Consider the following 22,245-nt stretch of genomic DNA (forward strand, 5'->3'; position numbering starts at 1 on the left):
CATACTTGCAAAATACAAGTGCCGCGTCAAGAGGGCGTCGAAAGCCGCACGCTCCAGACGGTGTGCTCGCGCGGAACGCGGTACTGCTCGGGGAGTGCAGGACCGACGGATGCCGAGCCGATGCCCTGCTGTCGATGATCGACGTTCAGCCACACCCGGTCGCCGGCGACGAGATCGCTCGGACGACGCGCCTGCTCGAGCTGCTCCGACGTCCACCGCCGCGCCGTGAAGTCGAAGGGGTCGCCGTCCACGTGGAGCGTGGCCATCTCCTCTCCCGACACGTCGAGCCAGCGCGTCTGCGTGTGGTTGCCGTTCTCCTGCGGGATCGGATACGGCGTCTGCACGGAGTCGATCGTGCGCGCGAAGCGGCCGACGCGGGCACCCTGGACCGAGTCGACGTAGGTCTCCTCCGGCCCCCGGCCGAACCACGCGACTCGGTCGGCGGCGGCCGGCAGAGCGAAGCGCAGCCCCACTCGCGGCACCCAGATGTCCCGGTGCTTGTACGGAGTGTCCGCCCAGGGCCCCACGAAGTCGACGGAGGTCTCCAACCGCACCCCGTCGCCGTCCGGCACCCACGTCATCGTCCAGGTGACACCGTGCGGGTGCGTGCGCGGCGCGGTCCGTCCGCGCGCGACCAGGCGCTCTCCGTCGAGCCCGACGTCATCGACCCGATGCAGCAGACGATGCAGGCCGGTGGCGTGCCACACGGCCGCCAGGTTGTTGTTGTCTCCCTGTCCGCGGTCGTTCTCGGTGGGCGCCCGGTACAGGTCGATCCAGGGGCCGTCGATCTGCAGGTCGCCGAGCTCGATCAGGCGGCCGGTGGCGGCATCGAACGACGCCTCCCCGACCCGGATGACGTCACCGTCGCGCGAGGTCGCCCCTGCGGGATTCCCCGTTCGGCGCACGGCATCCTCGACCGGCGCCGCGATCTTCTGCGCCCAGGCGATCACGTAACCTTCCGGCGCCCACAGACTCTCCGCCGCGAGCGTCGCCTCGACCGTCAGCACCGCGTCCGTCGCACGCAGAGCGGATGCCGCGGCATCCGGGATCGCGATCTCGACGCGCTCTCCGCGGGCGGTCGTCGGCACGTCGAGCAGTCCGTCGGCGACGCTCCGCCCGTCCGCCTCGACCGACCAGCGGAACCGCAGATCCGAGGTGTCGGCCGTGTGCCGCTCGTTCGCGATGCGCACGCGCTCGCCGACCTCGATGTCGATCACCTCGTGCGCCTTCGCGAGCTCGGCGAGCGCCGGCTTCGGCGTGCGGTCGCTCAGCACCAGGCCGTCGAGGCTGAATCGGCCGCCGCGCGGTTCGTAGTCGATGTCCTCGCTCTGCAGAATGAACGCGCGACCCTCGGCGTCGACCGCGTTGATGCCGTGATCGATCCACTCCCAGACGAAACCGCCGCAGAGCCGGTCGTACGAGCGGAGCACGCGCCAGTAGTCCTGCAGCCCGCCGGGTCCGTTGCCCATCGCGTGGGCGTACTCGACCAGCAGGAACGGCAGCCCCCGACGGCGCTCCTCCTCAGCCTCGGTCACCCCGGCGGGAAGCGGCTCGTCGGGGCCGTCGAACACCATCCCGTGCATGCTCAGCTTGCCGCCGCGCGGCTCCTCGCGCCGCCCGATGCTCTCCAACAGCTCCAGCGACGGATACATCAGGGAGTAGAAGTCCGAGTCGCGATAGCTCGGGTCGCGCTCGTACAGCACGACGCGCGACGGATCGCGCTCGGCGAGCCAGCGGCGCATCTCGGTGAAGCCGTCGCCCGACATGCTCTCGTTCGCGAGCGACCAGACAACGATGCTGGGGTGGTTCTTGTCGCGCTCGACCGTGCGATGCAGGCGATCCATGATCGCCTCGCGCCACTCCGGAAGCGCGGGCGGGTTGTGCTCCCAGCCCTCGTAGATGAAGCCGTGGGTCTCCAGGTCGACCTCGAGAACCACCCACAGTCCGTACTCGTCGCACAGGCGCAGGAACGCGGGGTGCGGCGGGTAGTGGCTCGTGCGCACCGAATCGATGTTCGCGCGCTTCATCATCACGATGTCCTGGATCATCGTCTCGCGGTCGAGCGCGCGCCCGGTGTCGGGGTGATGCTCGTGGCGGTTCACTCCCCGGAACGTGAGCGGAGAGCCGTTGACCACGAACACCCCGTCGACGATCTCGACGCGGCGGAATCCGATCGCGAGCTCGACGGACTCCCCCGCCGCGCGCAGGGTGCCGCGGTAGAGGCGCGGGCTGTCGGCGCTCCAGGGCTCTACGGGGACCGCGACGGTTTGGCCGGTCGGCATCGAGATCCCCAGCTCGGGGACCTCCACCACGGCATCGATCGAGGCGTCGACGCGCAGGGTTCCGACTCCGCTCACCGGGTCGTAGTCGGCGTGCACGAAGTGGTCGTCGATCGCACCGGCCGGCCGCGCGAGCAGCTCGACGTCGCGGAAGATGCCGGGCAGCCACCACATGTCCTGGTCCTCGAGGTACGTCCCGGCCGACCAGCGGTGCACGCGCACCGCCAGCACGTTCCGGCCGGCGCGCACCGGTGCGTCGAACTCGAACGGCAGGCGGCTGCCCGTCGACCAGCCGAGCTCCTCGCCGTTCAGCCAGACCTTCGCGCACGAGTCCACGCCCTGGAAGCGCAGCACGGCCGCTCCGAAGTCGTCCGGAACGTCGAACACCAGTCGGTAGTCGCCCGTCGGATTCTCGGTCGACACGTGCGGCGGATCCAGCGGAATGGGATACGCGGTGTTCGTGTAGAGCGGGCCTTCCTCGGTGCCGAGCATGCGGCGCGCAGGACCACCGGCCAGCGGCGTGAACTCCTCGAGCACCCAGTGCGAAGGGACGCGCATCGCGTCCCAGTCGGTGTCGTCGAACTCCGTCGCGAAGAAGTCGTCGCCCGTCCCGGCGGCGGTCGGCGCGAGCCGGAAGCGCCAGACGCCGTTCAGGCTGCGGACGGCGGCATCGCTCACGGTATCCGCGCGCGGGGCGCGCCTGCCGGCACCGGGCAGCGTGCTCTCCCAGTAGCGACCGGTCATTCGTCGTCCCCGTATCCGCTGTCGTCGATGGGCGACGGAGCCGGACCGAGCGCGTCGAGCTCGTCCCACACCGCGTCGGGGACCGGCGTCGCCGCGAGCTGCAGGAGCGCGTCGAGGCGCGCCGGAGAGGAGACGCCGACGACCGTGCCGTCGATCGTCTCCTCTCGCAGCGAGAGCGCGAGGGCGACGGCGGGCAGCGAGACCCCGTGACGGGTGCACACGAGCTCCGCCTGCGCCGTCCAGTCCACGAGCTCCTCGGATGCCGGCCGGTAGTGGTACCGCGCACCGGCACGCGGCCCGCGGGCCAGCAGGTCGCCGCCGAACGGCGCCGCGTTGAAGACCTGCCATCCACGCTCGTGCGCATCGCGGAACATCGACGCGGCGCTGCGGTCGACGAGCGTGTAGCGGTTGTGGCACAGGACAGCGTCGAACAGCTCGCTGTCGAGGTAGCGCTGCAGCAGCGGCACGGGACCGGCCGCGACGCCGATCGTCGCCGCGATGCCCTCCTCACGCAGCCGGACAAGCGCAGAGACCGCCCCGCCGGGAGCCAGAGCTTCACGGACCGTGACGACGTAGGGATCGTGCAGATGCAGCAGCGGCACCGTGTCGATGCCGAGCCGTCCTAGACTCTCCTCCACCGAGCGCAGCACGCGGTCGGCGTCGAAGCGGCCGGTCTCCGGATCCCGGTCGACCTTCGTGATGATCCTGCGCGCTGCCGCGATCCGCTCCTCGGGAGCCAGCGCGGCCAGCCCCAGCCCGAGGATGCGTTCGGATGCTCCACCGGAGTAGTTGTTGGAGGTGTCGATGAGGTGCTCGCTGCGCAGCAGCGCCACGGCGGTCTCGACCGCGGCTTCCTCGTCGCCGGAGCCGAGCCCCGAGGTGCCGAGCACCAGAACAGTCGGCCGCTGCCGGGACGTCATCGTGGGATCTCCTCGCCGCGAGTGCTACGGTCGGTCATGAACCGTTTCAGCGCAAGTTTATTCATAGGAGAATTCACATGTCAACGGCATCGACACCGGCGCTGATCGCGTCGGGAGCGGAACTGGAGCGCCTCGCCGACGGCGCCGTGTGGAGTGAAGGCCCCGTCTGGCTGCCCGAGACCCGACGCCTGCGCTGGAGCGACATCCCGAACGACCGCATCCTCGAATGGGATGCGCGCACCGGCGAGGTCTCGACCTTCCGCCAGCCCGCCGAGTACACGAACGGGAGGGCGCTGGACCACGAAGGCCGGGTCGTGCAGTGCAGTCACGGGCGCCGGGCGATCGAGCGCGAGGGGGCGGAGGGCCCGGAGATGATCGTCGACCGTTGGAGCGGCGGCCGCTTCAACTCCCCGAACGATCTCGCGGTGGCGTCCGATGGAGCGATCTGGTTCACCGACCCGCCCTACGGCATCGACCCGAGCGGTCGCGAGGGTCACCCCGGCACCTCCGAGTACGACGCCTGCTACGTGTTCCGCTGGGATCCGGTCACCGGCGAAGCGGTGGCCGTCGTGACGAGCATGGTGCACCCGAACGGCATCGCCTTCTCCCCCGACGGCACGCGGCTCTACGTCGCCGACACCGGGTTCTACGCCGACCGTCCGGAGGCCCAGCAGATCCTCGTGTTCGAGGTCGACGGGGCGACCGTCGTCGGGCCCGGCACGGAGTTCGCGAAGCCTCCGGTCGGCGCCTCCGACGGGTTCGCGGTCGACCGCGAGGGCCGGCTCTGGAGCTCGGCCGGCGACGGGATCTACGTCTACGCGCCCGACGGCGAGCTGCTCCATCACGTCCCCGTGCCCGAGACGGTGTCGAACTGCACCTTCGGCGGCGACGACGGCCACGACCTCTTCATCACGGCGTCGACGAGTCTCTACCGGATCCGCACCACCACGACCGCGGCCTGAGCGATGTTCACGTACGCCGCCTACAACGCCGCACCTGCCGAGCTCGCCGCGTCCGCACAGGAGGAAGGCGAGTGGTACCGCCTCCTGCGCACCGAACCGCTCATCGGCGGGCTCGAACTCGGCTTCCTGCATGGCCTGCACCCGCACGGCATCGAGCGGCTCTCCGCCCTGCTCGACCCCGGGTGGCGGAACATCGCCACCACGATGCCCCACACGCTCGCGGCGGTCGACGTCAACCCCGCCTACGGCCTCGCCTCCGCCGACGCGGACGGTCGCCGTCGCGCGGTCGACGATGTCGCGCGGCTGCGCGACGAGGTCTTCGCGCTGCGCGAGGCGCTCGGACCGCTCGCCGTGACCGCGGTCGAGCTGCAGTGCGCACCCTCGGCCGCCACCGGCGCGGCGGGCAGCACGCACCTCGCCGCCTCGCTGACCGAGATCGCCGGCTGGGACTGGGCGGGCGTGCGGCTCCTCGTCGAGCATTCGGATGCGGCGACCCCGGTACACGCGCCGGCCAAGGGCTGGCTGCCCCTCGATGAGGAGATCGATGCCGTGCGCACGGCATCCGCCCGGACCGCCGCACCCATCGGCCAGGCCGTCAACTGGGGACGCTCGGTGATCGAGACGCGCGCGCCTCGCGGCGCCGTCGAGCACCTCGAACGACTGCGGACGGCGGGGACGCTCTGCGGGTTCACCGTCTCGGGGGTGTCGGGACAGCCGACCTCCCGCAGTCTTCCGTGGGAGGACGTGCATCTCGCGATCGCGGACGTCGACCCGGAGTCGCTCCTCACCACGGCCGCACTCGTCGATGCCGTCGCGGTCGCGCGGCGGGCGAGCCCGCTGCAGGTGGGGGTGAAGGTCGGCGCACCGGCCGCACCGACGACGCTGGAGGAGAGGCTGGCGCCGGGTCTCGCGACCCTGCACGCTCTGGCCGACGCCTGGGCGCACGTCGACGCGGGTCCGTGACGCCGGTCCACCGGCGAGACCGACGCGGTGCCGGTCGCCTACGACGCCGGCTGCGGTGTCGCCGCGTACTCCTGACGCCACAGGTGCACGGGCTCGAACCCGAGCCGGTCGCGCGCCTTGTCGATCGACATCAGCGTCTCGAACTCGCCGAGCCCCTCTCTGAGCGGCACTCCCGGATAGTTGCGCGCCGCAAATTCGGCGGTCGGGGTCGATACGCCGGAGTCGGACGCCGCGACGTTGTAGACCTCGAAGCCGGGGGTCGCGTGATCGAGCGCGAGGGCGACAGCGGTGGCGGCATCGCGCGCGTCCACATAGGTGCCGAGCAGGTCGCGGCGGTAGTCGGCGACGCCGGCGCGCTCGAAGGTCGCGTACTCCCCTTCCGCGACGACGTTGGTGAACCGCAGCGCGGTGATGCTCGTGCCCTCGGCCCAGTGCACCAGCTGCGCGGCGATCGCCTCTTCGGCGATCTTGCCCAGCGCATAGGTGTTGTTCGCCTCGACGTAGGCCTCATCGACCGGGAGCGACGTGAGGTTCGCGAAATCGGGGAAGCCCATCGCGGTGATGCTCGACGCCTGGACGATGGTGCGGATGCCGGCGCGCAGGGCTCCGTGGAGCACATGGAACGTGGCGTTCATGTTGTTCGTGAAGGTGGCGGCATCCGGAACGAGCCCGTTCACCGGCAGAGCGGCGAGGTGCACGACGGCGTCGAGGCCGTCGTGACGGGCCGTGACGCCGAGCAGCGCATCGAGCACCTGGCCGTAGTCCTGCAGGTCCACTCGGACGAAGCCGGGACCGGGCGAGCCGACGATGTCGAATCCCACGACCTCGTGGCCGTCGGCGCGCAGCCGCTCCACGGTGGCACGTCCGAGTTTTCCCGAACTGCCGGTGACGACGACGCGCATGGGGATCCTTTCGTTTCCTCCATCTTCCCGCCCACCCTTGAAACGTGTCAATCGATCAGGAATGATCGAGACACACCCCGATCTGGAGACTCATGAGCATCGTCGTCGCTGCGCCCACATTCGAGCACCACCGCCACGCCCTCGGCATCGGCGAATCCACGCCCCGCATCTCCTGGAAGACGCAGGCGCCGGCCGGCTGGACGCAGGCATCGTACGAACTCGAGGTGACGCGTGCGGACGAGGTGTCCACCGCGTCCGCCGAAGACGCCGACTCGGTGCTGCGCCCGTGGCCGTCGCATCCGCTCTCCTCTCGGGAACGCGCGGTCGTGCGCGTCCGCGTCACGGGCGGCGACGGCTCGGTCTCGGACTGGAGCGAGCCCGCCGCGGTGGAAGCCGGACTGCTCGACCCCCCGGACTGGTCGGCGATGGCCGTCGGCTCGAACGCGAACGAGAATCCGCTCAGCGACGAACGCCGGCCATCGGTGCTTCGGCGCGACTTCGCGGCGCGCGAGGGACTCGTGTCGGCGCGCCTCTACGTCACCGCGCACGGCGTCTACGAGGTCGAGATCAACGGCAGCCGCGTCGGAGACGACGCCATGTCTCCCGGCTGGACGCCGTACCGGCAGAAGCTGCGCTACTACACCTACGACGTGACCGACGCGATCACCGAGGGTCCCAACGCCATCGGCGCCTGGCTCGGCGACGGGTGGTACCGCGGACGCATGGGCTGGCGCGGAGGCTTCCGCAACGTCTTCGGGACCGACCTGTCGCTGCTGGCCCAGCTCGAACTCCGATACGCCGACGGCTCGACGGAGACCGTCGTGACGGACGGCGACTGGCGCGCGGCGCCGAGCCCGATCCTGCACACCGGCAACTACGACGGCGAGACCTACGACGCACGGGTCGCCGCCGAGATCGCAGGCTGGTCGGAGGCGGGATTCGACGCCCGCGACTGGTCCCGCGTCGTCGCGGCCCATCGCGACCCCGCGACCCTCACCGCCCCCGAGGGCCCGCCCGTCCGCTGCACGCAGGAGGTGCCGCCGGTCGAGCTGCTCACGACGCCGAGCGGCCGGCGCGTGCTCGACTTCGGGCAGAACCTCGTCGGCCGTCCGCGCTTCCGCGTCACCGGGCAGGCCGGCGACATGGTTCGGTTCCGCACCGCCGAGGTGCTGCAGCAGGGCGAGATCTACACCCGCCCCCTTCGCGACGCCAAGTCGACGGACGAGTACATCCTCGCCGGCGGCGGAGTCGAGGAGTGGGAGCCGCGATTCACGTTCCACGGCTTCCGGTACGCCGAGGTGGAATGGCCGGGCGGAGCGGATGCCCTCGACGCCGCGGTCGCCGCGGGAGACATCGTCGCCCGGGTCTACCACACCGACATGGAGCGCACCGGGTGGTTCGAGTCGTCGAACGCCCGCGTCGACCGGCTGCACGAGAACGTCGTCTGGAGCATGCGGGGCAACTTCCTCGACATCCCGACCGACTGCCCGCAGCGCGACGAGCGCATCGGGTGGACCGGCGATCTGCAGGTGTTCGCCCCGACCGCGTCGTTCCTCTACGACGTGTCGGGGATGCTCTCGAGCTGGCTGAAGGATGTCGCCATCGAGCAGCTGCCCGACGGCACGGTGCCCTGGTACGTCCCGGTGATCCCCGCCGACAAGCAGTGGACGCCCATCCGGCCCGGCGCCGCCTGGGGTGATGTCGCGACCTTCACCCCGTGGACGCTCTACGAGCGCTTCGGCGACACCCGCATCCTCCGCGATCAGTATCAGAGCGCGAAGAAGTGGGTCGATCTGCTCGAACGGCTGGCCGGCGAGGACCGGCTCTGGGACGAGGGCTTCCAGCTGGGCGACTGGCTCGACCCCGCGGCCCCGCCCGAGGACCCCGCTGATGCGACGACCGACCGCTACCTCGTGGCGACGGCGTACTTCGCGCGCTCCGCGGACCGCGTCGCCCGGATGGCCGAGGTGCTGGGTCACGACGACGACCGGGATCACTACGCGGAGCTCGCCGCCGAGGTGCGCGCGGCGTTCACGGCGGCGTACGTGCTGCCGGACGGCCGCATGACCAGCGATGCACAGACCGCGTATTCGCTCGCGATCGCCTTCGAGCTCGTGTCGGATGAGCACCTCGCGACCGCCGGCGCCCGCCTGGCCGAGCTCGTGGAGGAAGCAGGCCACCGCATCGCCACCGGCTTCGTCGGCACGCCGCTCGTCTCGGACGCCCTCACCGTCACCGGCCACGCGGATGCCGCGTACGACCTGCTCCTGGAGACCGAGGCGCCATCGTGGCTGTACGCGGTGCTGCAGGGCGGCACGACGATCTGGGAGCGCTGGGACAGCCTCCGACCCGACGGCACGGTCAACCCCGGGACGATGACCTCGTTCAACCACTACGCCCTCGGCGCGGTGGCCGACTGGCTGCATCGAACCGTCGCCGGACTCGCCCCCGCGGCGCCGGGCTACCGTGCGATCCGCTTCGCGCCGAAGCCCGGCGGCGGATTCACACATGCGCGCGCCGCGCACGAGACGCCGTACGGCCGGGCCGAGATCGCGTGGCGGATCGACGGCGAGGTGCTGCGGGTCGACGTCGTCGTCCCGACCGGCACGACCGCGACCGTGGAGCTGCCCGGCGGCGAGCGCCACGAGATCGGCAGCGGCAGTCACCGCATCGAGGGAGCCTGGAGCGCCGCATCCGGCGACGGATCACGGAACTGATGACGTCTCGCGGAGGACACCGCGCGAAGTCCTCCGCGGAACGTCATCTCCTCCGGGAGACGTCAGGGCTCGGTCAGCCGGCGGTCGAGGCGCGCACGACGAGCTCGGGACGGAAGCGCACGTTCCGCTCGTAGTCGCCCTCGGGGTCGTCGATCGACCGCAGGAGGAGGTCGACGGCCGTGTGTCCGATGAGCCGCGCCGGCTGGCGGATGGAGGTCAGCGGCACGACAGTGGCCGAGGCGAAGTCGATGTCGTCGTAGCCGATCAGCGCGATATCCTCCGGCACACGGACACTCCCGAGGATCGTGAGCGCCTGCATCAGGCCCACGGCGAGGAGGTCGTTGGCCGCGAACACCGCGTCGGGACGCTCCGCGGCTGCCCGCGCGACGATCGATTCGCCGGCTTCCCGCCCGTGCAGCACGGTCAGCGCCGGCACCTCGATCACCTCGAGCTCGGCCTCGGGCTCTTCGGCGACCGCACGGCGGGCCCCCTCGAGACGGTTGGCGACCTGGGCGATCGACCCGGGCCCGGCGAGGAAGGCGATGCGCCTGCGGCCGATCTCGAGCAGGTGCCTCGTGGCGAGGTACCCGCCCTCGACATCGTCGACGGACACCGAGCAGAACCCGCTGCCCGGGATCTCGTGGTCGACCAGGACCACCGGGGTCCCCGAATCCGCGAGTCTCTGGATCCCAGCGACATCATCGGATGCCGGCGTGATGAGCACCCCGTTCACCCTCTGCTCGCGGAACAGGTCGAGGTAGCCGTTCTCGCGCGCGGCATCCTCGTCGCTGTTCCCGAGCAGGACCGAGAGACGGTCTTCGTCCGCGCGAGCCTCGGCGCCGCGGGCGACGTCGGCGAAGAAGGGGTTGCCGGCGTCGAGCACGATGAGACCGATGCTGCGGCTGCGACCCGCGCGCAGCTGACGCGCGGCGTCGTTCCGCACGAACCCGAGCTCGTCGATCGCATCGCGCACGCGCTGGACGGTGCCCTCGGCGACCTTGTCCGGTCGGTTCAGGACGTTGGACACGGTGCCGACGGAGACGCCGGCCGCAGCCGCCACCTCGCGCACGCTCACTGCCACCGGGTGCCCCTTCCTGTCGTGCACTGTCCGCGAGTGTACGGCACGCCTCGGCCCGCCTAGTCCGCGGCCCGCCGTGCACTCGTCGTCGCCGAGAACCAACGGTGGCGTCCGGAGCCGACGACCTGAATCCGCCCGTCCGGCAGCTTCACATCCGCCTCGGTGTTCGCCGGGATCTGCGCCTCGACGACGACCCCCTCGTCGGAACGCTCCCATCGCACCCGCGCCTCCCCGTACGGGGTCAGGTGCGCGGCTTCGGCGAAGTCGAATCCGTCCAGTGGATGGGGCTCGATCGTCAGACGCGCGTAGCCCGGTGCCGCCGGCGCGAGTCCGGCGAGGGTGCGATGCAGCCAGTCAGCGATCGCCCCCAGCGCATAGTGGTTGAACGAGGTCATCTCCCCGGGGTTGATCGTGCCGTCGGGCAGCATCGAGTCCCAGCGCTCCCAGATCGTCGTCGCCCCCATCGTGACCGGGTACAGCCAGGACGGGTTCTCGGTCTGGGTCAACAGCCGCTGGGCGACATCGATGTGCCCCGTGCGGGTGAGGGCGTCCGCGATGATGGGCGTCCCGACGAAGCCGGTGCCGATCCGGTGGTCGCCCTGCGCCGTGAGCTCGGCCAGCCGGTCGCCCAGAGCCTGCCGCTGCTCCGGGTCCACGATGTCGAACACGATCGCGAGGGAGTACGCCGTCTGCGCATCCGAGGTCATCCGTCCGTCCGATGAGACGTACGCCTCGAGGAACGCGAGCCGCACGTCTTCGGCGATCCGCGCATACTCCGCCGCCTCGTCGTCCCTACCCAGCAGCGCCGCCGCGCGCGCCGTGAGGTCGGCGGAGCGGAACACGTAGGCGGTCGCGACGATGTCGGCCGACGTCTTCGCATCTGCCGGCTGCTCGGGCGGAGCATCCGGGTCGAGCCAGTCCCCGAACTGGAACATGCCCTCCCACAGACGCCGCTCGCCGGACAGCGCGACGATGGCGTCGGTCCAGCCCTTCATGCTGTCGTACTGCCGCCCGAGCGTCTCGAGGTCGTCGAACCTCTCGTGCAGCACCCAGGGCACCACCGTCGCGGCGTCGCCCCAGGCCGCGGCCGGCTGCGCCGGGCCGAGCACGTTCGGGACGACGAACGGCACGACGCCGTCGACCTGGTCGATCGCGAGATCCCGCAACCAGGAGTCGAGGAATCCCCGGACGTCGTAGAGGAAGCTCGCGGTGGGCGTGAACACCTGGATGTCCCCGGTCCACCCGAGTCGTTCGTCGCGCTGCGGGCAGTCGGTCGGCACCGAGAGGAAGTTGCCGCGAAGGCCCCACACGACGTTCTCGTGGAGTCGGCGGACGAGCGGATGCGAGGTGTCGAACCACCCGGTGCGCTCCATGTCGCTGTGGATCACCACGGCCGTGACGTCGGCCGGATCGAACACCCCCGGCCAGCCGTCGATCTCGGCGTAGCGGAACCCATGGAACGTGAACTCGGGCTCCCACTCCTCGATGCCCCCTCCGGCGAGTGTGTACCGGTCGGTCGCGGCAGCGGCGCGCAGCGGACGCGTGCCGAGCTCGCCGTGCTCGAGCACCTCCGCATGCCGCAGGGTCACCACCTGGCCCGCTTCACCGTCGACCCGGATGCGCAACCGCCCGACGAGGTTCTGCCCGAAGTCCAGGACCGTCCTCCCGGACGGCGTCGTGATGACCTCGACGACCGGCAGCTCCTCGATCCGTCGGACGAACGGCGAGACGCGGGCGCCCGGCACCGGCACGTCCTCGACCACCGCGACCGGCACCCACGTCGATGCGGTGCGACGCGCGTCGTGGTCCTCCCCGGCGTACAGGCCGCTGGCCGTGATCGGGCCGGGGGCGCTCTGCCAGTCGGCATCCGTCGCGATGGTCTCCGTGCGCCCGTCGGCGTACTCGATGAGAAGCTGCGCGGCGAAGCGCGGCTGATCGCCGTCGACGGTGGCCGCCTCGTCCCGGAAGCCGTAGCGCTCCGTCGCCCACGCTCCCGCCAGCCGCACCGAGAGAGTGTTCTCCCCCGTAGCGAGAAGTCCCGTCACGTCGGTGCTCTCATGCACGGTGCGGGCCTGGAAGGGCGTCCAGCCCGGTTTCAGCACCTGGTCGTCGACATCGACGCCGTTGATCGATGCCTGATAGACGCCGACCGCCGTCGCATACAGCGTGGCGCGGCGCACGTCGCCCTCGAGCGCGAACACGCCCCGCAGCTCGGCCGGCTCCGCCGCGGATGCCGGTGCCGCGACGCCGATGGTCTTCGCCTGCCATTCGCCGTCGGCGAGGAAGCCTGCGACGATGCGACGCGGGGCGCTCCAGTCCGACACCTCACCGTCGGCGCCCGTCACCCGCACACGCAGCTGCACCTCCTCGCGGGGACGCAGCGGGCGGAACGGCCAGCGGACGCGGACCGACTCGCGGCCGCGGACGACGTGCGTCTGCACGCCGTCGCCGGTGAGCTCGAGTTCCGCGGCGTCCTGCGTCCATCCCGGCACGGAGGACTCGGTCACCCAGCTGATCGCCGGAGTTTCCACGGCCACCACATCGCTGCGGTACGGCGCATCCACGTCGACGCGCGCCACTGTCAGAGTCATTCTTCCCGCCTTCTTGCCGAGGTCCACGGTTGTCATTCCCCGCATGCGCTCCCTCGCTGCACACGAGATGATCCTGAAACGATTCATGATCGGATGTCAAGGTCTGGACGCACACCGGTGCCGGATCGGTCGCACCGCGGATGACTCGGGTTCTGACGATTCGGTGACAATCGTTGACACTCGCTCCGGATCGTCGTACGTTACCGACGTTGAATGGTTTCAACCCATCGACGAAAAGACGTTCTCGGTGCGGAGATCGTCACTCAAGAGTCAGCTTTTACATGGAGGTAAAAGAATGGACAACACCCGTAGTCGGAGGGTCCTCCTCGCCGCAGCAGGCGTCGCAGCCCTCGCCATCCCCCTCGCCGCCTGCAGCACCGGCGGAGGAGGCGAAAGCGCCGACGGCAGCGTCGAGATCACCTTCCTCGTTCCGACCGCAGGGACCAACATCGAGTCCGCGGAGGCCATGGTCGCGGCCTTCGAGAAGGAGAACGACGACATCACCGTGAAGGTGGAGTCGCAGCCGGCCGGCACCGAGGGCGACAACCTCATGAAGACCAAGCTCGCCACCGGCGAGATGGCCGACGTCTTCTGGTACAACTCCGGTTCGCTGTTCCAGGCGCTGAACCCGGACCAGAACCTCGCCCCGCTCACGGACGAGTCCTGGGTCGGCGACATGCAGGACACCATGAAGGCCGTCGTCGAGACCGACAACGGCGTCTACGGCGCACCGTTCGGTGCGACCCAGGCCGGTGCCGTCGTCTACAACAAGAAGATCTACGCCGACCTCGGCCTCGAGGTGCCGACGTCGTGGGACGAGTTCGCGGCCAACAACGACAAGATCAAGGCGGCCGGCATCACCCCGGTCATCCAGACCTACGGCGACACCTGGACGAGCCAGCTGTTCGTCCTCGGCGACTTCGGCAACGTGCTCGCGCAGGATGAGGACTGGGGCACCGAGTACACGGCGGGCGAGCGCAAGTACGTCGACGAGCCCGCCCTGGCCGGCTTCGCCAACCAGCAGGAGGGCTTCGAGTCGGGCTGGTGGAACGAGGACTTCGCCTCCGCCCTGTACGACGACGGCGCACGGATGGTGGCGACCGGCGAGGGCGCGCACTACCCGATCCTCACCGGCATCGTCTCGACCTTCCAGCAGAACTTCCCCGACCAGATCGATGACATCGGCGTCTTCCCGCTGCCCGCGCAGAAGGCCGAGGACACCAAGCTGACCGTCTGGCTCCCGAACGCCGTGTACGTGCCCAAGACGACCGAGGGCGCCCAGCTCGAGGCAGCGAAGAAGTTCGTCGCGTTCATCAACTCGCCGGCCGGATGCGACGTGCAGAACACCGCGATGGTCCCCTCCGGTCCCTACGCGATCAGCACGTGCGAACTCGGCGACGACGTGCCCGGTCTGCTGAAGGACATGCAGGTCTACTTCGACGAGGGCAACACGAACCCCGCGCTCGAGTTCCTCTCGCCCATCAAGGGACCGAACCTCGAGAACATCACGGTCGAGGTCGGCAGCGGCATCCGCCCCGCCGAGGACGGCGCCGCGCTCTACGACGAGGACGTGAAGAAGCAGGCCCAGCAGCTGGGCCTCGACGGCTGGTGATCGCCGACTGATCCCGGGGTGCGGGCCCGATGCACGGGCCCGCACCCGCCGACCTCACTCGACGGAGAGACCCATGACCGCCATTGCGACGCCACCCGCCGCCAAGACCTCGCCCCGCGGGCGAAAGGGGATCAGGAGCTCCTACCCGACGTGGTTCTACATCCCGTCGGCGGTGCTCTACATCGTCCTGTTCGCCATCCCGACCTTCGCCTCGTTCTACTTCAGCCTCACCCGCTGGTCGCTGTTCGACATCCAGTTCATCGGCTTCGACAACTACGTCCAGTTCTTCACCGAACCCATGCTCGTGCAGGGCTTCGTCAACACGTTCGTCTACGGCTTCGTGACCTCCGCTCTCAAGGTGGTCCTCGGGCTCGCGCTCGCCCTGCTGCTGACGGGTTCGATCCTCGGTCGCGGTTATCTGCGGTCCACGATCTTCTTCCCCGTTCTCGTCTCCACGGTCGGCATCGGCATCACGTTCAAAGTGCTGATGGACCCGTTCGACGGTCTCATCAACCAGACCCTCTCCCTCATCGGCGTCGAGGGGCCCGGATGGCTCACCGATCCCGCCTGGGCACTCCTGTCCGTCGCACTCGTAGACGTCTGGAAGGGCGTCGGCATCGCCACGCTCATCTTCATCGCCGGGCTGGTCGCGATCCCGCAGGAGTATTTCGAAGCGGCCAAGGTCGACGGCGCCGGCGCCTGGGCGCGATTCAAGAACATCACGCTGCCGCTCGTGCAGCCCGCCACCGCGACCGTCATCCTGCTGTCCCTGATCGGCGGACTACGGTCCTTCGAACTCATCTGGGCCATGACCAAGGGCGGACCCGGATTCACCAGCGACGTGATCGCCTCGGTCATCTACAAGCAGTACCAGGCGGGCTTCTACGGCCTGTCGACGGCGGGCAACGTCGTCCTCTTCCTGGTGGTGACCGCGATCATCGTGCCGGTCCAGTACATCCTCAACAAGAGGCAGGTGGAGCAATGACCCTCACCCGCACCATCACGACGGCCGGCGCCTCGAAGGCGAAGATCCGCCGTCAGGACCGCCGCCCGATGACCCCTCGACGATTCCTCAGCCGCTACGTGGTGGGGATCCTCGCGATCATCGCGTCGATCGTGGTCTTCATCGTCCCGTTCGCGTTCATCGTGCTCACGGCTGCCAAGAACCCGGCCGAGGCCTCGCTGTTCGAGTTCTCGCTGCCGGCGCAGGGCTGGTACCTGTGGGAGAACGTCGTGACGGTCCTCGAGACGCGCGACTGGATGCTGGTGCGCGCGTTCATCAACTCGACCGTCCTCACGGTGGCGAGCGTCGCGATCATGGTCGTCTTCGCTGCGATGGTCGGCTACATCCTGCAGCGGCGCAAGTCGCGGTGGAACCACGTCATCAACGTCTTCGTGCTGGCCGGCCTCATCGTCCCGCCCGCCGTGGTGCCGACGATCTGGGTACTGCAGGGCATCGGGCTCTTCAAGACCATGCCGGGCATGATCCTCATCGAGGCGACGTTCGGTCTGAGCTTCTGCATCCTGCTGTTCCGCGCGTTCATCTCGACGATACCGCGCGAGCTCGACGAGGCGGCGGTGATCGACGGAGCAGGTCCCCTGCGCCTGTTCTTCACCGTCGTGATGCCGCTGCTCAAGCCGGTCGCGATCACGGTGATCGTGGTGCAGTCCGTCGCGGTGTTCAACGACTTCACCGGACCGCTCTACTTCCTGCCCGGCGATGCGAATGCGACCGTGCAGCTGACCCTGTACAACTTCCAGAGTCAGAGCCTGAGTCAGTGGAACCTGCTGTTCATGAACATCCTGCTCATCACCATCCCGCCGCTGGTCATGTACGTCTTCTTCAACCGGCAGATCGTGGCGGGTATGACGAGCGGCGCCGTCAAGGGCTGACCGGTGTCAGAAGTATTCCGCCGGCGTCGTGCCGCGCAGCCACGCGAGCTCGTTGTCGCGGATGAAGATCGAGAGGGATTCGTCGCGCGTCTGACCGTCACCCAGCCAGTCGTCCAGAATCGTCGTCAGCGCCTCCGCGGATGCCGTCGACGGCTCGGCGACCAGGCGGTCCCAGGCCGCGACGAATCCGTCGGGAGCGGGCACCTCGCGCACGAGCCCGTGGATGTACTTCGGCCCCGGCATCAGGCGGTGGTCGGCCGCGATCGCGGCGCGCGCTGCGGCGATCGCCAGGTGCACGGCCGCGTGCTGGAGCAGGAAGGGGTCGCCGTGCTCTTCGGCCTGGCGGAGGAAGTACCCGCCGTGCAGGTGCGCCTGGGCGATGTGCGAGCGCACGCGGCCGGCCCAGACGTCGTCGCCGAGAGCGCTGATCGCGCGGACGAGGGGCTCGAGCTCCTCAGCGCGGCTGAACGCGACGCGCGCTCCGGCGAACGACGCCCTGGTCGGATCATCAGCGTGGTCGACCGCCGCGCGCAGATAGGCGAGGTCGGCGAGCTTCACGTCGATGTACGACCCCGGGTAGTCCACGCCGTGGCGATCGATCCACGCCCATCGGTCTTCCGCGCCGGCGAGGGCGAAAGCCTCCTCGGTGACGACGAGGTACACGTCGACGTCGGAGTCCTCCCGCTCGGTGCCCCGGGCCAGCGATCCGATGAGGACGACGCCGAGAACCTGCGGGTCGGCGGCCACCTGCGCGATGTACGCGGCCAGCGCGCGTTCCTGATGCTCCATAGCGACACCGTAGCGCCGCAGTTGCAACGTCCCCCCATCCGACCTACACTTGAAACGATTCATTTCGCGGTCGACGTCGACCGCGCCGACACCGAAGGCAGCGCCCCATGAGCATCCTCTCGACCGAAAACCTCGCCGCCCTCGAGCAGCAGGGCATCGAGCTCCCCAGCTGGGCGTTCGGCAACTCCGGCACCCGCTTCAAGGTCTTCGGCACGCCCGGCACGCCGCGCGATCCGTGGGAGAAGATCGCGGATGCCGCGCAGGTGAACGCCTACACCGCACTCGCGCCCTCCGTCGCGCTGCACATCCCGTGGGACCTGGTCGACTCGTTCGACGACCTGCGCAAGCACGCCGAGGACCACGGCGTCACCCTCGGCACGATCAACTCGAACACGTTCCAGGACGACGACTACAAGTTCGGCGCCCTCACGCACGAGGATGCGGCGATCCGCCAGAAGGCGATCGATCACCACCTCGCCTGCATCGACGTGATGGATGCCACGGGCAGCCGCGACCTCAAGATCTGGCTCGCCGAGGGCTCGAACTACCCGGGCCAGGCCGATCTGCGCGGACGCCAGGACCGGCTCCAGGAGTCGCTCCAGAAGATCTACGACCGGCTCGGCGACGACCAGCGCCTCGTGCTCGAGTACAAGTTCTTCGAGCCGGCGTTCTACCACACCGATGTTCCGGACTGGGGAACGTCCTATGCCCAGGTGAGCGCGCTCGGCGACAAGGCCATGGTCTGCCTCGACACCGGCCACCACGCCCCCGGCACGAACATCGAGTTCATCGTCATGCAGCTGCTGCGCCTCGGAAAGCTCGGCTCCTTCGACTTCAACTCGCGCTTCTACGCCGACGACGACCTCATCGTGGGCGCTGCCGACCCGTTCCAGCTGTTCCGCATCCTGTTCGAGGTCATCCGCGGCGGCGGCCTCAACAACCCCGACGTGGCCTTCATGCTCGACCAGTGCCACAACGTCGAGGACAAGATCCCCGGCCAGATCCGCTCGGTGCTGAACGTGCAGGAGATGACGGCGCGGGCCCTGCTCGTCGACCGCGACGCTCTGACGGCGGCACAGAAGTCCGGCGACGTGCTGGCCGCCAACGCCGTGTTCATGGACGCGTTCTACACCGACGTGCGTCCGGCCCTGGCCGAGTGGCGCGAGTCGCGCGGCCTCGCCGGCGACCCGATGGCCGCCTACGCGGCATCCGGCTACCAGCAGAAGATCGCCGCCGACCGCGTGGGCGGCGTGCAGGCCGGCTGGGGCGCCTGAGCGCCCGCCACCCACCGAAACTTTTCGAACCGAGGATGCAAAACATGACGACCCCCACCGCTGCCGCCCTTCTCGCGCGGTCCAACCGCCTGGGCGCCGACCCGAAGAACACGAACTACGCCGGCGGGAACACCTCGGCCAAGGGCGCCGCGACCGATCCGGTCACGGGACAGCCCGTCGAGCTGATGTGGGTCAAGGGCTCCGGCGGAGACCTCGGCACGCTGAAGGAGGCGGGCCTCGCCGTGCTGCGCCTCGACCGCCTGCGGGCACTCACGGACGTCTACCCCGGCCTCGAGCGCGAGGACGAGATGGTGGCGGCCTTCGACTACTGCCTGCACGGCAAGGGCGGCGCGGCTCCCTCGATCGACACGGCGATGCACGGACTCGTCGACGCCGCGCACGTGGATCACCTGCACCCCGACTCCGGCATCGCGATCGCGACCGCCGCTGACGGCGAAGCGCTGACGTCGGCCATCTTCGGCGACAAGGTCGTGTGGGTCCCGTGGCGCCGTCCCGGCTTCCAGCTCGGGCTGGACATCGCCGAGATCAAGAAGCGGAACCCGCAGGCGATCGGCTGCATCCTCGGCGGGCACGGGATCACCGCGTGGGCGGACACCTCCGAGGAGGTCGAGGCGAACTCCCTGTGGATCATCGACACCGCCGCCGCCTACATCGCCGCGCACGGCAAGGCCGATCAGTTCGGCGGAATTCGCACCGGCTTCGAGGCGCTGCCCGAGACCGAGCGCCGCGAGCGCGCCGCCGCCCTCGCTCCGACCATCCGCGGCATCGCCTCGCACGACCGCCCGCAGATCGGCCACTTCACCGACGCCGACGTGGTGCTCGACTTCCTGGCATCCGAGAAGGCGCCGGCGCTCGCCGCTCTCGGCACGAGCTGCCCGGATCACTTCCTGCGCACCAAGGTCAAGCCGCTGATCCTCGATCTGCCCGCCACGGCCTCCGTCGAGGAGCAGGTCACGCGCCTGCACGAGCTGCACGCGGAGTACCGCGCCGATTACCAGGCCTACTACGACGCGCACGCGACGGCGGAGTCTCCGGCGATCCGCGGCGCCGACCCGCTCATCGTCCTGATCCCCGGCGTCGGCATGTTCTCCTACGGAGCCAACAAGCAGACCGCCCGCGTCGCCGGCGAGTTCTACGTCAACGCCATCAACGTGATGCGCGGCGCCGAGGCGCTGTCGACATACTCCCCCATCTCCGACGCCGAGAAGTTCGCCATCGAGTACTGGGCGCTGGAGGAGGCGAAGCTGCAGCGCATGCCCAAGCCGAAGTCGCACCAGGGACGCATCGCGTTCGTGACCGGCGCGGCATCCGGCATCGGCAAGGCCATCGCGACCCGGCTCGCCGCCGAGGGCGCCTGCGTCGTCGTCGCCGACCTCGACCTCGAGAAGGCGCAGGCCGCCGCGGCGGAGCTCGGGAACACCGACGTCGCCATCGGCGTCGCCGCGAACGTCGCGGATGCCGATGCGATCCAGGCCGCGCTCGATGCGACCGTGATCGCCTTCGGCGGCGTCGACCTCGTGGTGAACAATGCGGGGCTCTCCCTGTCGAAGCCGCTCCTGGAGACCACGGAGAAGGACTGGGACCTGCAGCACGACGTGATGGCGAAGGGCTCGTTCCTCGTCTCGAAGGCCGCGGCCCGCGCGCTCATCGACCAGAAGCTCGGCGGCGACATCATCTACATCTCGTCGAAGAACTCGGTCTTCGCCGGACCGAACAACATCGCGTACTCGGCGACGAAGGCCGATCAAGCCCACCAGGTGCGACTGCTGGCGGTGGAGCTCGGGGAGTACGGTATCCGTGTGAACGGCATCAACCCCGACGGTGTCGTGCGCGGCTCTGGCATCTTCGCCTCGGGCTGGGGCGCCAACCGCGCCGCGACCTACGGCGTGGCCGAGGAGGACCTCGGCCAGTACTACGCGAACCGCACGATCCTCAAGCGCGAGGTCGTCCCCGAGAACGTCGCGGATGCCGTCTTCGTACTGACCGGACCCGAGCTCAGCCGCACGACCGGGCTGCACATCCCGGTCGACTCCGGCGTCGCCGCGGCCTTCCTGCGATGACCGTGCGCGCCGTCGCTGCCGTCGACCTCGGGGCGACCAGCGGGCGTGTCATGATCGGGCGCGTCGGCGACGGCGTGCTCGAGCTCGAGCTCGTCACGCGCTTCCCCAACGGGCCCGTCGAGCGCGAGGACGGCCTGCACTGGGACTTCGCAGCCCTGTACGAGCACATCGTCGAGGGCCTGGCCCAGGCGGTCCGCCGTGAGCCGGCGATCGAGAGCATCGGGATCGATTCCTGGGCCGTCGACTACGGCCTCCTCGCCGGCGGAGAGCTGCTCGCGGAGCCCTTCCACTACCGCGACGAGCGGACCGCGCGCGGCGTCGAAGAGGTGCACGCGATCGCGCCGTTCGCCGAGCTCTACCGCCGCAACGGCCTGCAGTTCCTGCCGTTCAACACGCTCTATCAGTACCGCGTCGACACCCGTCTCGCCGACGCCGACGTAGCCCTGCTCATCCCGGATCTCCTCGCCTTCCTGCTCACCGGCGCGCGCGTCGCCGAGCGCACGAACGCGTCGACGACCGGTCTGCTGGGCGTCGAGAGCGGCGAGTGGGACACGGAGCTCGCCGACCGCCTCGGCATCCCGTCGGCGCTGCTGCCCACGCTCGTCGACCCGGGGGCCGTGATCGGCGAACTGCGTCCGGAGCTCGCCGACCGCATCGGCGCGACGCTGCCCGTCATCGCGGTCGGGTCGCACGACACCGCTTCCGCCGTCGCGGCCGTTCCGATGACCTCGCCTTCTGCCGCCTACATCTCGTGCGGTACCTGGGGACTCGTCGGGCTCGAACTGTCGGATCCGGTACTGACGGATGCCGCGCGCGACGCGAACTTCACTCACGAGCTGGGCGTCGACGGCCGCTACCGCTTCCTGCACAACGTCACAGGGCTCTGGCTGCTCAGCGAGACGGTGCGCGCCTGGGAATCCGAAGACGGCGCCCCCGTCGATCTGCCGGAGTTGCTGGCCGCGGCATCCGCCGTCGACGGGACTGTGCCGCTCTTCGATGCGAACGATCCGTCACTCAACGCCCCGGGTGATATGCCGGGGCGCATCGCGGCACTCCTGCGCGCGACCGGCGCTGAACCGCCGACCGACCGGGCCGCGTTCGCCCGCAGCATCGTCGAGTCGATCGCCGCCGCCTTCGCCGAGGCGATCGCCACGGCTGCCCGGTTGTCCGGACGCCCGATCGACGTGATCCACCTCGTCGGAGGAGGCTCACTGAACGCCCTCCTCTGCCAGGCGACCGCCGACCGCGCCGGGCTCACGGTGCTGGCAGGTCCTGTCGAGGCGACGGCGCTCGGCAACGTCCTCGTGCAGGCCAGGGCCCTGGGTGCTGCGCCCGCGACGCTGGAGGAGATGCGCGCGCTCGTCGCCGCCACTCATGCCCCGCGGCGCTTCACACCGCATCCCTGACATCGGCGGAGCATCTCGCGCCGCCCTTGACACC

Annotated in this window: 15 protein-coding genes; 9 read left to right on the forward strand and 6 right to left on the reverse strand. The window is 69.7% G+C overall.

What is annotated here, in order from left to right:
- Nucleotides 1-26: 26 nt before the first annotated feature.
- Both ABS642_RS11110 and ABS642_RS11115 read right to left on the reverse strand, forming a co-directional pair.
- A complete protein-coding gene (locus tag ABS642_RS11110) occupies nucleotides 27-3,023 on the reverse strand; it encodes a glycoside hydrolase family 2 TIM barrel-domain containing protein (protein WP_350350107.1) in 2,997 nt (998 codons plus the stop codon).
- A complete protein-coding gene (locus ABS642_RS11115; RefSeq protein WP_350350108.1) occupies nucleotides 3,020-3,943 on the reverse strand; it encodes an aldo/keto reductase in 924 nt (307 codons plus the stop codon). The genes ABS642_RS11110 and ABS642_RS11115 overlap by 4 nt, the downstream gene beginning before the upstream one ends.
- A 77-nt stretch (nucleotides 3,944-4,020) precedes the next feature.
- On the opposite strand from ABS642_RS11115, the gene ABS642_RS11120 reads away from it, so the two are divergent.
- Together ABS642_RS11120 and ABS642_RS11125 are read left to right on the forward strand one after the other, a co-directional pair.
- Nucleotides 4,021-4,905 (forward strand): SMP-30/gluconolactonase/LRE family protein, encoded by an 885-nt coding sequence (locus ABS642_RS11120; protein WP_350350109.1) that lies wholly within the window; start codon nucleotides 4,021-4,023, stop codon nucleotides 4,903-4,905.
- A gap of 3 nt (nucleotides 4,906-4,908) precedes the next feature.
- Nucleotides 4,909-5,868 (forward strand): DUF4862 family protein, encoded by a 960-nt coding sequence (locus ABS642_RS11125; protein WP_350350110.1) that lies wholly within the window; start codon nucleotides 4,909-4,911, stop codon nucleotides 5,866-5,868.
- A gap of 38 nt (nucleotides 5,869-5,906) precedes the next feature.
- On the opposite strand, the gene ABS642_RS11130 is transcribed toward ABS642_RS11125, so the two are convergent.
- Complete coding sequence (locus ABS642_RS11130; protein WP_350350111.1) at nucleotides 5,907-6,770, reverse strand: NAD(P)-dependent oxidoreductase; 864 nt, start codon at nucleotides 6,768-6,770, stop codon at nucleotides 5,907-5,909.
- 92 nt (nucleotides 6,771-6,862) lie between these two features.
- Between ABS642_RS11130 and ABS642_RS11135 the strand changes: the two genes are divergently transcribed.
- Entirely contained in the window at nucleotides 6,863-9,487 is a 2,625-nt protein-coding gene (locus ABS642_RS11135) for a glycoside hydrolase family 78 protein (RefSeq protein ID WP_350350112.1), read from the forward strand.
- A 73-nt stretch (nucleotides 9,488-9,560) separates the two neighbouring features.
- Here ABS642_RS11135 and ABS642_RS11140 read toward each other — a convergent pair whose 3' ends face one another.
- Nucleotides 9,561-10,568, reverse strand: coding sequence for a LacI family DNA-binding transcriptional regulator (locus tag ABS642_RS11140; RefSeq protein WP_350350113.1), 1,008 nt, complete (start codon nucleotides 10,566-10,568; stop codon nucleotides 9,561-9,563).
- 56 nt (nucleotides 10,569-10,624) lie between these two features.
- Nucleotides 10,625-13,156, reverse strand: coding sequence for a family 78 glycoside hydrolase catalytic domain (locus tag ABS642_RS11145; protein ID WP_350350114.1), 2,532 nt, complete (start codon nucleotides 13,154-13,156; stop codon nucleotides 10,625-10,627).
- 295 nt (nucleotides 13,157-13,451) lie between these two features.
- On the opposite strand from ABS642_RS11145, the gene ABS642_RS11150 reads away from it, so the two are divergent.
- From ABS642_RS11150 to ABS642_RS11160, 3 genes are all read left to right on the forward strand, one after another.
- Nucleotides 13,452-14,768, forward strand: a complete 1,317-nt coding sequence (locus tag ABS642_RS11150) for an ABC transporter substrate-binding protein (protein ID WP_282214661.1) — start codon at nucleotides 13,452-13,454, stop codon at nucleotides 14,766-14,768.
- Between the two features lie 73 nt (nucleotides 14,769-14,841).
- Nucleotides 14,842-15,753 (forward strand): sugar ABC transporter permease, encoded by a 912-nt coding sequence (locus ABS642_RS11155; protein ID WP_282214662.1) that lies wholly within the window; start codon nucleotides 14,842-14,844, stop codon nucleotides 15,751-15,753.
- Nucleotides 15,754-15,821: 68 nt separating this feature from the next.
- A complete protein-coding gene (locus ABS642_RS11160; RefSeq protein ID WP_282217530.1) occupies nucleotides 15,822-16,661 on the forward strand; it encodes a carbohydrate ABC transporter permease in 840 nt (279 codons plus the stop codon).
- Nucleotides 16,662-16,667: 6 nt separating this feature from the next.
- Here ABS642_RS11160 and ABS642_RS11165 read toward each other — a convergent pair whose 3' ends face one another.
- Nucleotides 16,668-17,450, reverse strand: a complete 783-nt coding sequence (locus ABS642_RS11165; protein ID WP_350350115.1) for a nucleotidyltransferase domain-containing protein — start codon at nucleotides 17,448-17,450, stop codon at nucleotides 16,668-16,670.
- 107 nt (nucleotides 17,451-17,557) lie between these two features.
- Here ABS642_RS11165 and rhaI point away from each other — a divergent pair, with 107 nt between their 5' ends.
- Genes rhaI through ABS642_RS11180 form a run of 3 tightly spaced genes read left to right on the forward strand, consistent with a single transcriptional unit; the run spans nucleotide 17,558 to nucleotide 22,211 of the window.
- Complete coding sequence (gene rhaI, locus ABS642_RS11170) at nucleotides 17,558-18,724, forward strand: L-rhamnose isomerase (protein ID WP_350350116.1); 1,167 nt, start codon at nucleotides 17,558-17,560, stop codon at nucleotides 18,722-18,724.
- A 44-nt stretch (nucleotides 18,725-18,768) separates the two neighbouring features.
- On the forward strand, nucleotides 18,769-20,805 hold the full coding sequence (locus ABS642_RS11175; protein ID WP_350350117.1) for a bifunctional aldolase/short-chain dehydrogenase: 2,037 nt from the start codon (nucleotides 18,769-18,771) through the stop codon (nucleotides 20,803-20,805).
- Complete coding sequence (locus ABS642_RS11180) at nucleotides 20,802-22,211, forward strand: rhamnulokinase family protein (RefSeq protein ID WP_350350118.1); 1,410 nt, start codon at nucleotides 20,802-20,804, stop codon at nucleotides 22,209-22,211. The genes ABS642_RS11175 and ABS642_RS11180 overlap by 4 nt, the downstream gene beginning before the upstream one ends.
- Nucleotides 22,212-22,245: the final 34 nt, after the last annotated feature.

The sequence above is a fragment of the Microbacterium sp. A8/3-1 genome (assembly GCF_040267695.1).
Lineage (GTDB): Bacteria > Actinomycetota > Actinomycetes > Actinomycetales > Microbacteriaceae > Microbacterium > Microbacterium luteolum.

Bases quoted from the DNA above. Each gene is read 5' to 3' on its own strand.
- ABS642_RS11110 (WP_350350107.1), bottom strand. From the start codon at position 3,023: ATGACCGGTCGCTACTGGGAGAGCACGCTGCCCGGTGCCGGCAGGCGC.
- ABS642_RS11115 (WP_350350108.1), bottom strand. From the start codon at position 3,943: ATGACGTCCCGGCAGCGGCCGACTGTTCTGGTGCTCGGCACCTCGGGG.
- ABS642_RS11120 (WP_350350109.1), top strand. From the start codon at position 4,021: ATGTCAACGGCATCGACACCGGCGCTGATCGCGTCGGGAGCGGAACTG.
- ABS642_RS11125 (WP_350350110.1), top strand. From the start codon at position 4,909: ATGTTCACGTACGCCGCCTACAACGCCGCACCTGCCGAGCTCGCCGCG.
- ABS642_RS11130 (WP_350350111.1), bottom strand. From the start codon at position 6,770: ATGCGCGTCGTCGTCACCGGCAGTTCGGGAAAACTCGGACGTGCCACC.
- ABS642_RS11135 (WP_350350112.1), top strand. From the start codon at position 6,863: ATGAGCATCGTCGTCGCTGCGCCCACATTCGAGCACCACCGCCACGCC.
- ABS642_RS11145 (WP_350350114.1), bottom strand. From the start codon at position 13,156: ATGACTCTGACAGTGGCGCGCGTCGACGTGGATGCGCCGTACCGCAGC.
- ABS642_RS11150 (WP_282214661.1), top strand. From the start codon at position 13,452: ATGGACAACACCCGTAGTCGGAGGGTCCTCCTCGCCGCAGCAGGCGTC.
- ABS642_RS11155 (WP_282214662.1), top strand. From the start codon at position 14,842: ATGACCGCCATTGCGACGCCACCCGCCGCCAAGACCTCGCCCCGCGGG.
- ABS642_RS11160 (WP_282217530.1), top strand. From the start codon at position 15,822: ATGACCCCTCGACGATTCCTCAGCCGCTACGTGGTGGGGATCCTCGCG.
- ABS642_RS11165 (WP_350350115.1), bottom strand. From the start codon at position 17,450: ATGGAGCATCAGGAACGCGCGCTGGCCGCGTACATCGCGCAGGTGGCC.
- rhaI (WP_350350116.1), top strand. From the start codon at position 17,558: ATGAGCATCCTCTCGACCGAAAACCTCGCCGCCCTCGAGCAGCAGGGC.
- ABS642_RS11175 (WP_350350117.1), top strand. From the start codon at position 18,769: ATGACGACCCCCACCGCTGCCGCCCTTCTCGCGCGGTCCAACCGCCTG.
- ABS642_RS11180 (WP_350350118.1), top strand. From the start codon at position 20,802: ATGACCGTGCGCGCCGTCGCTGCCGTCGACCTCGGGGCGACCAGCGGG.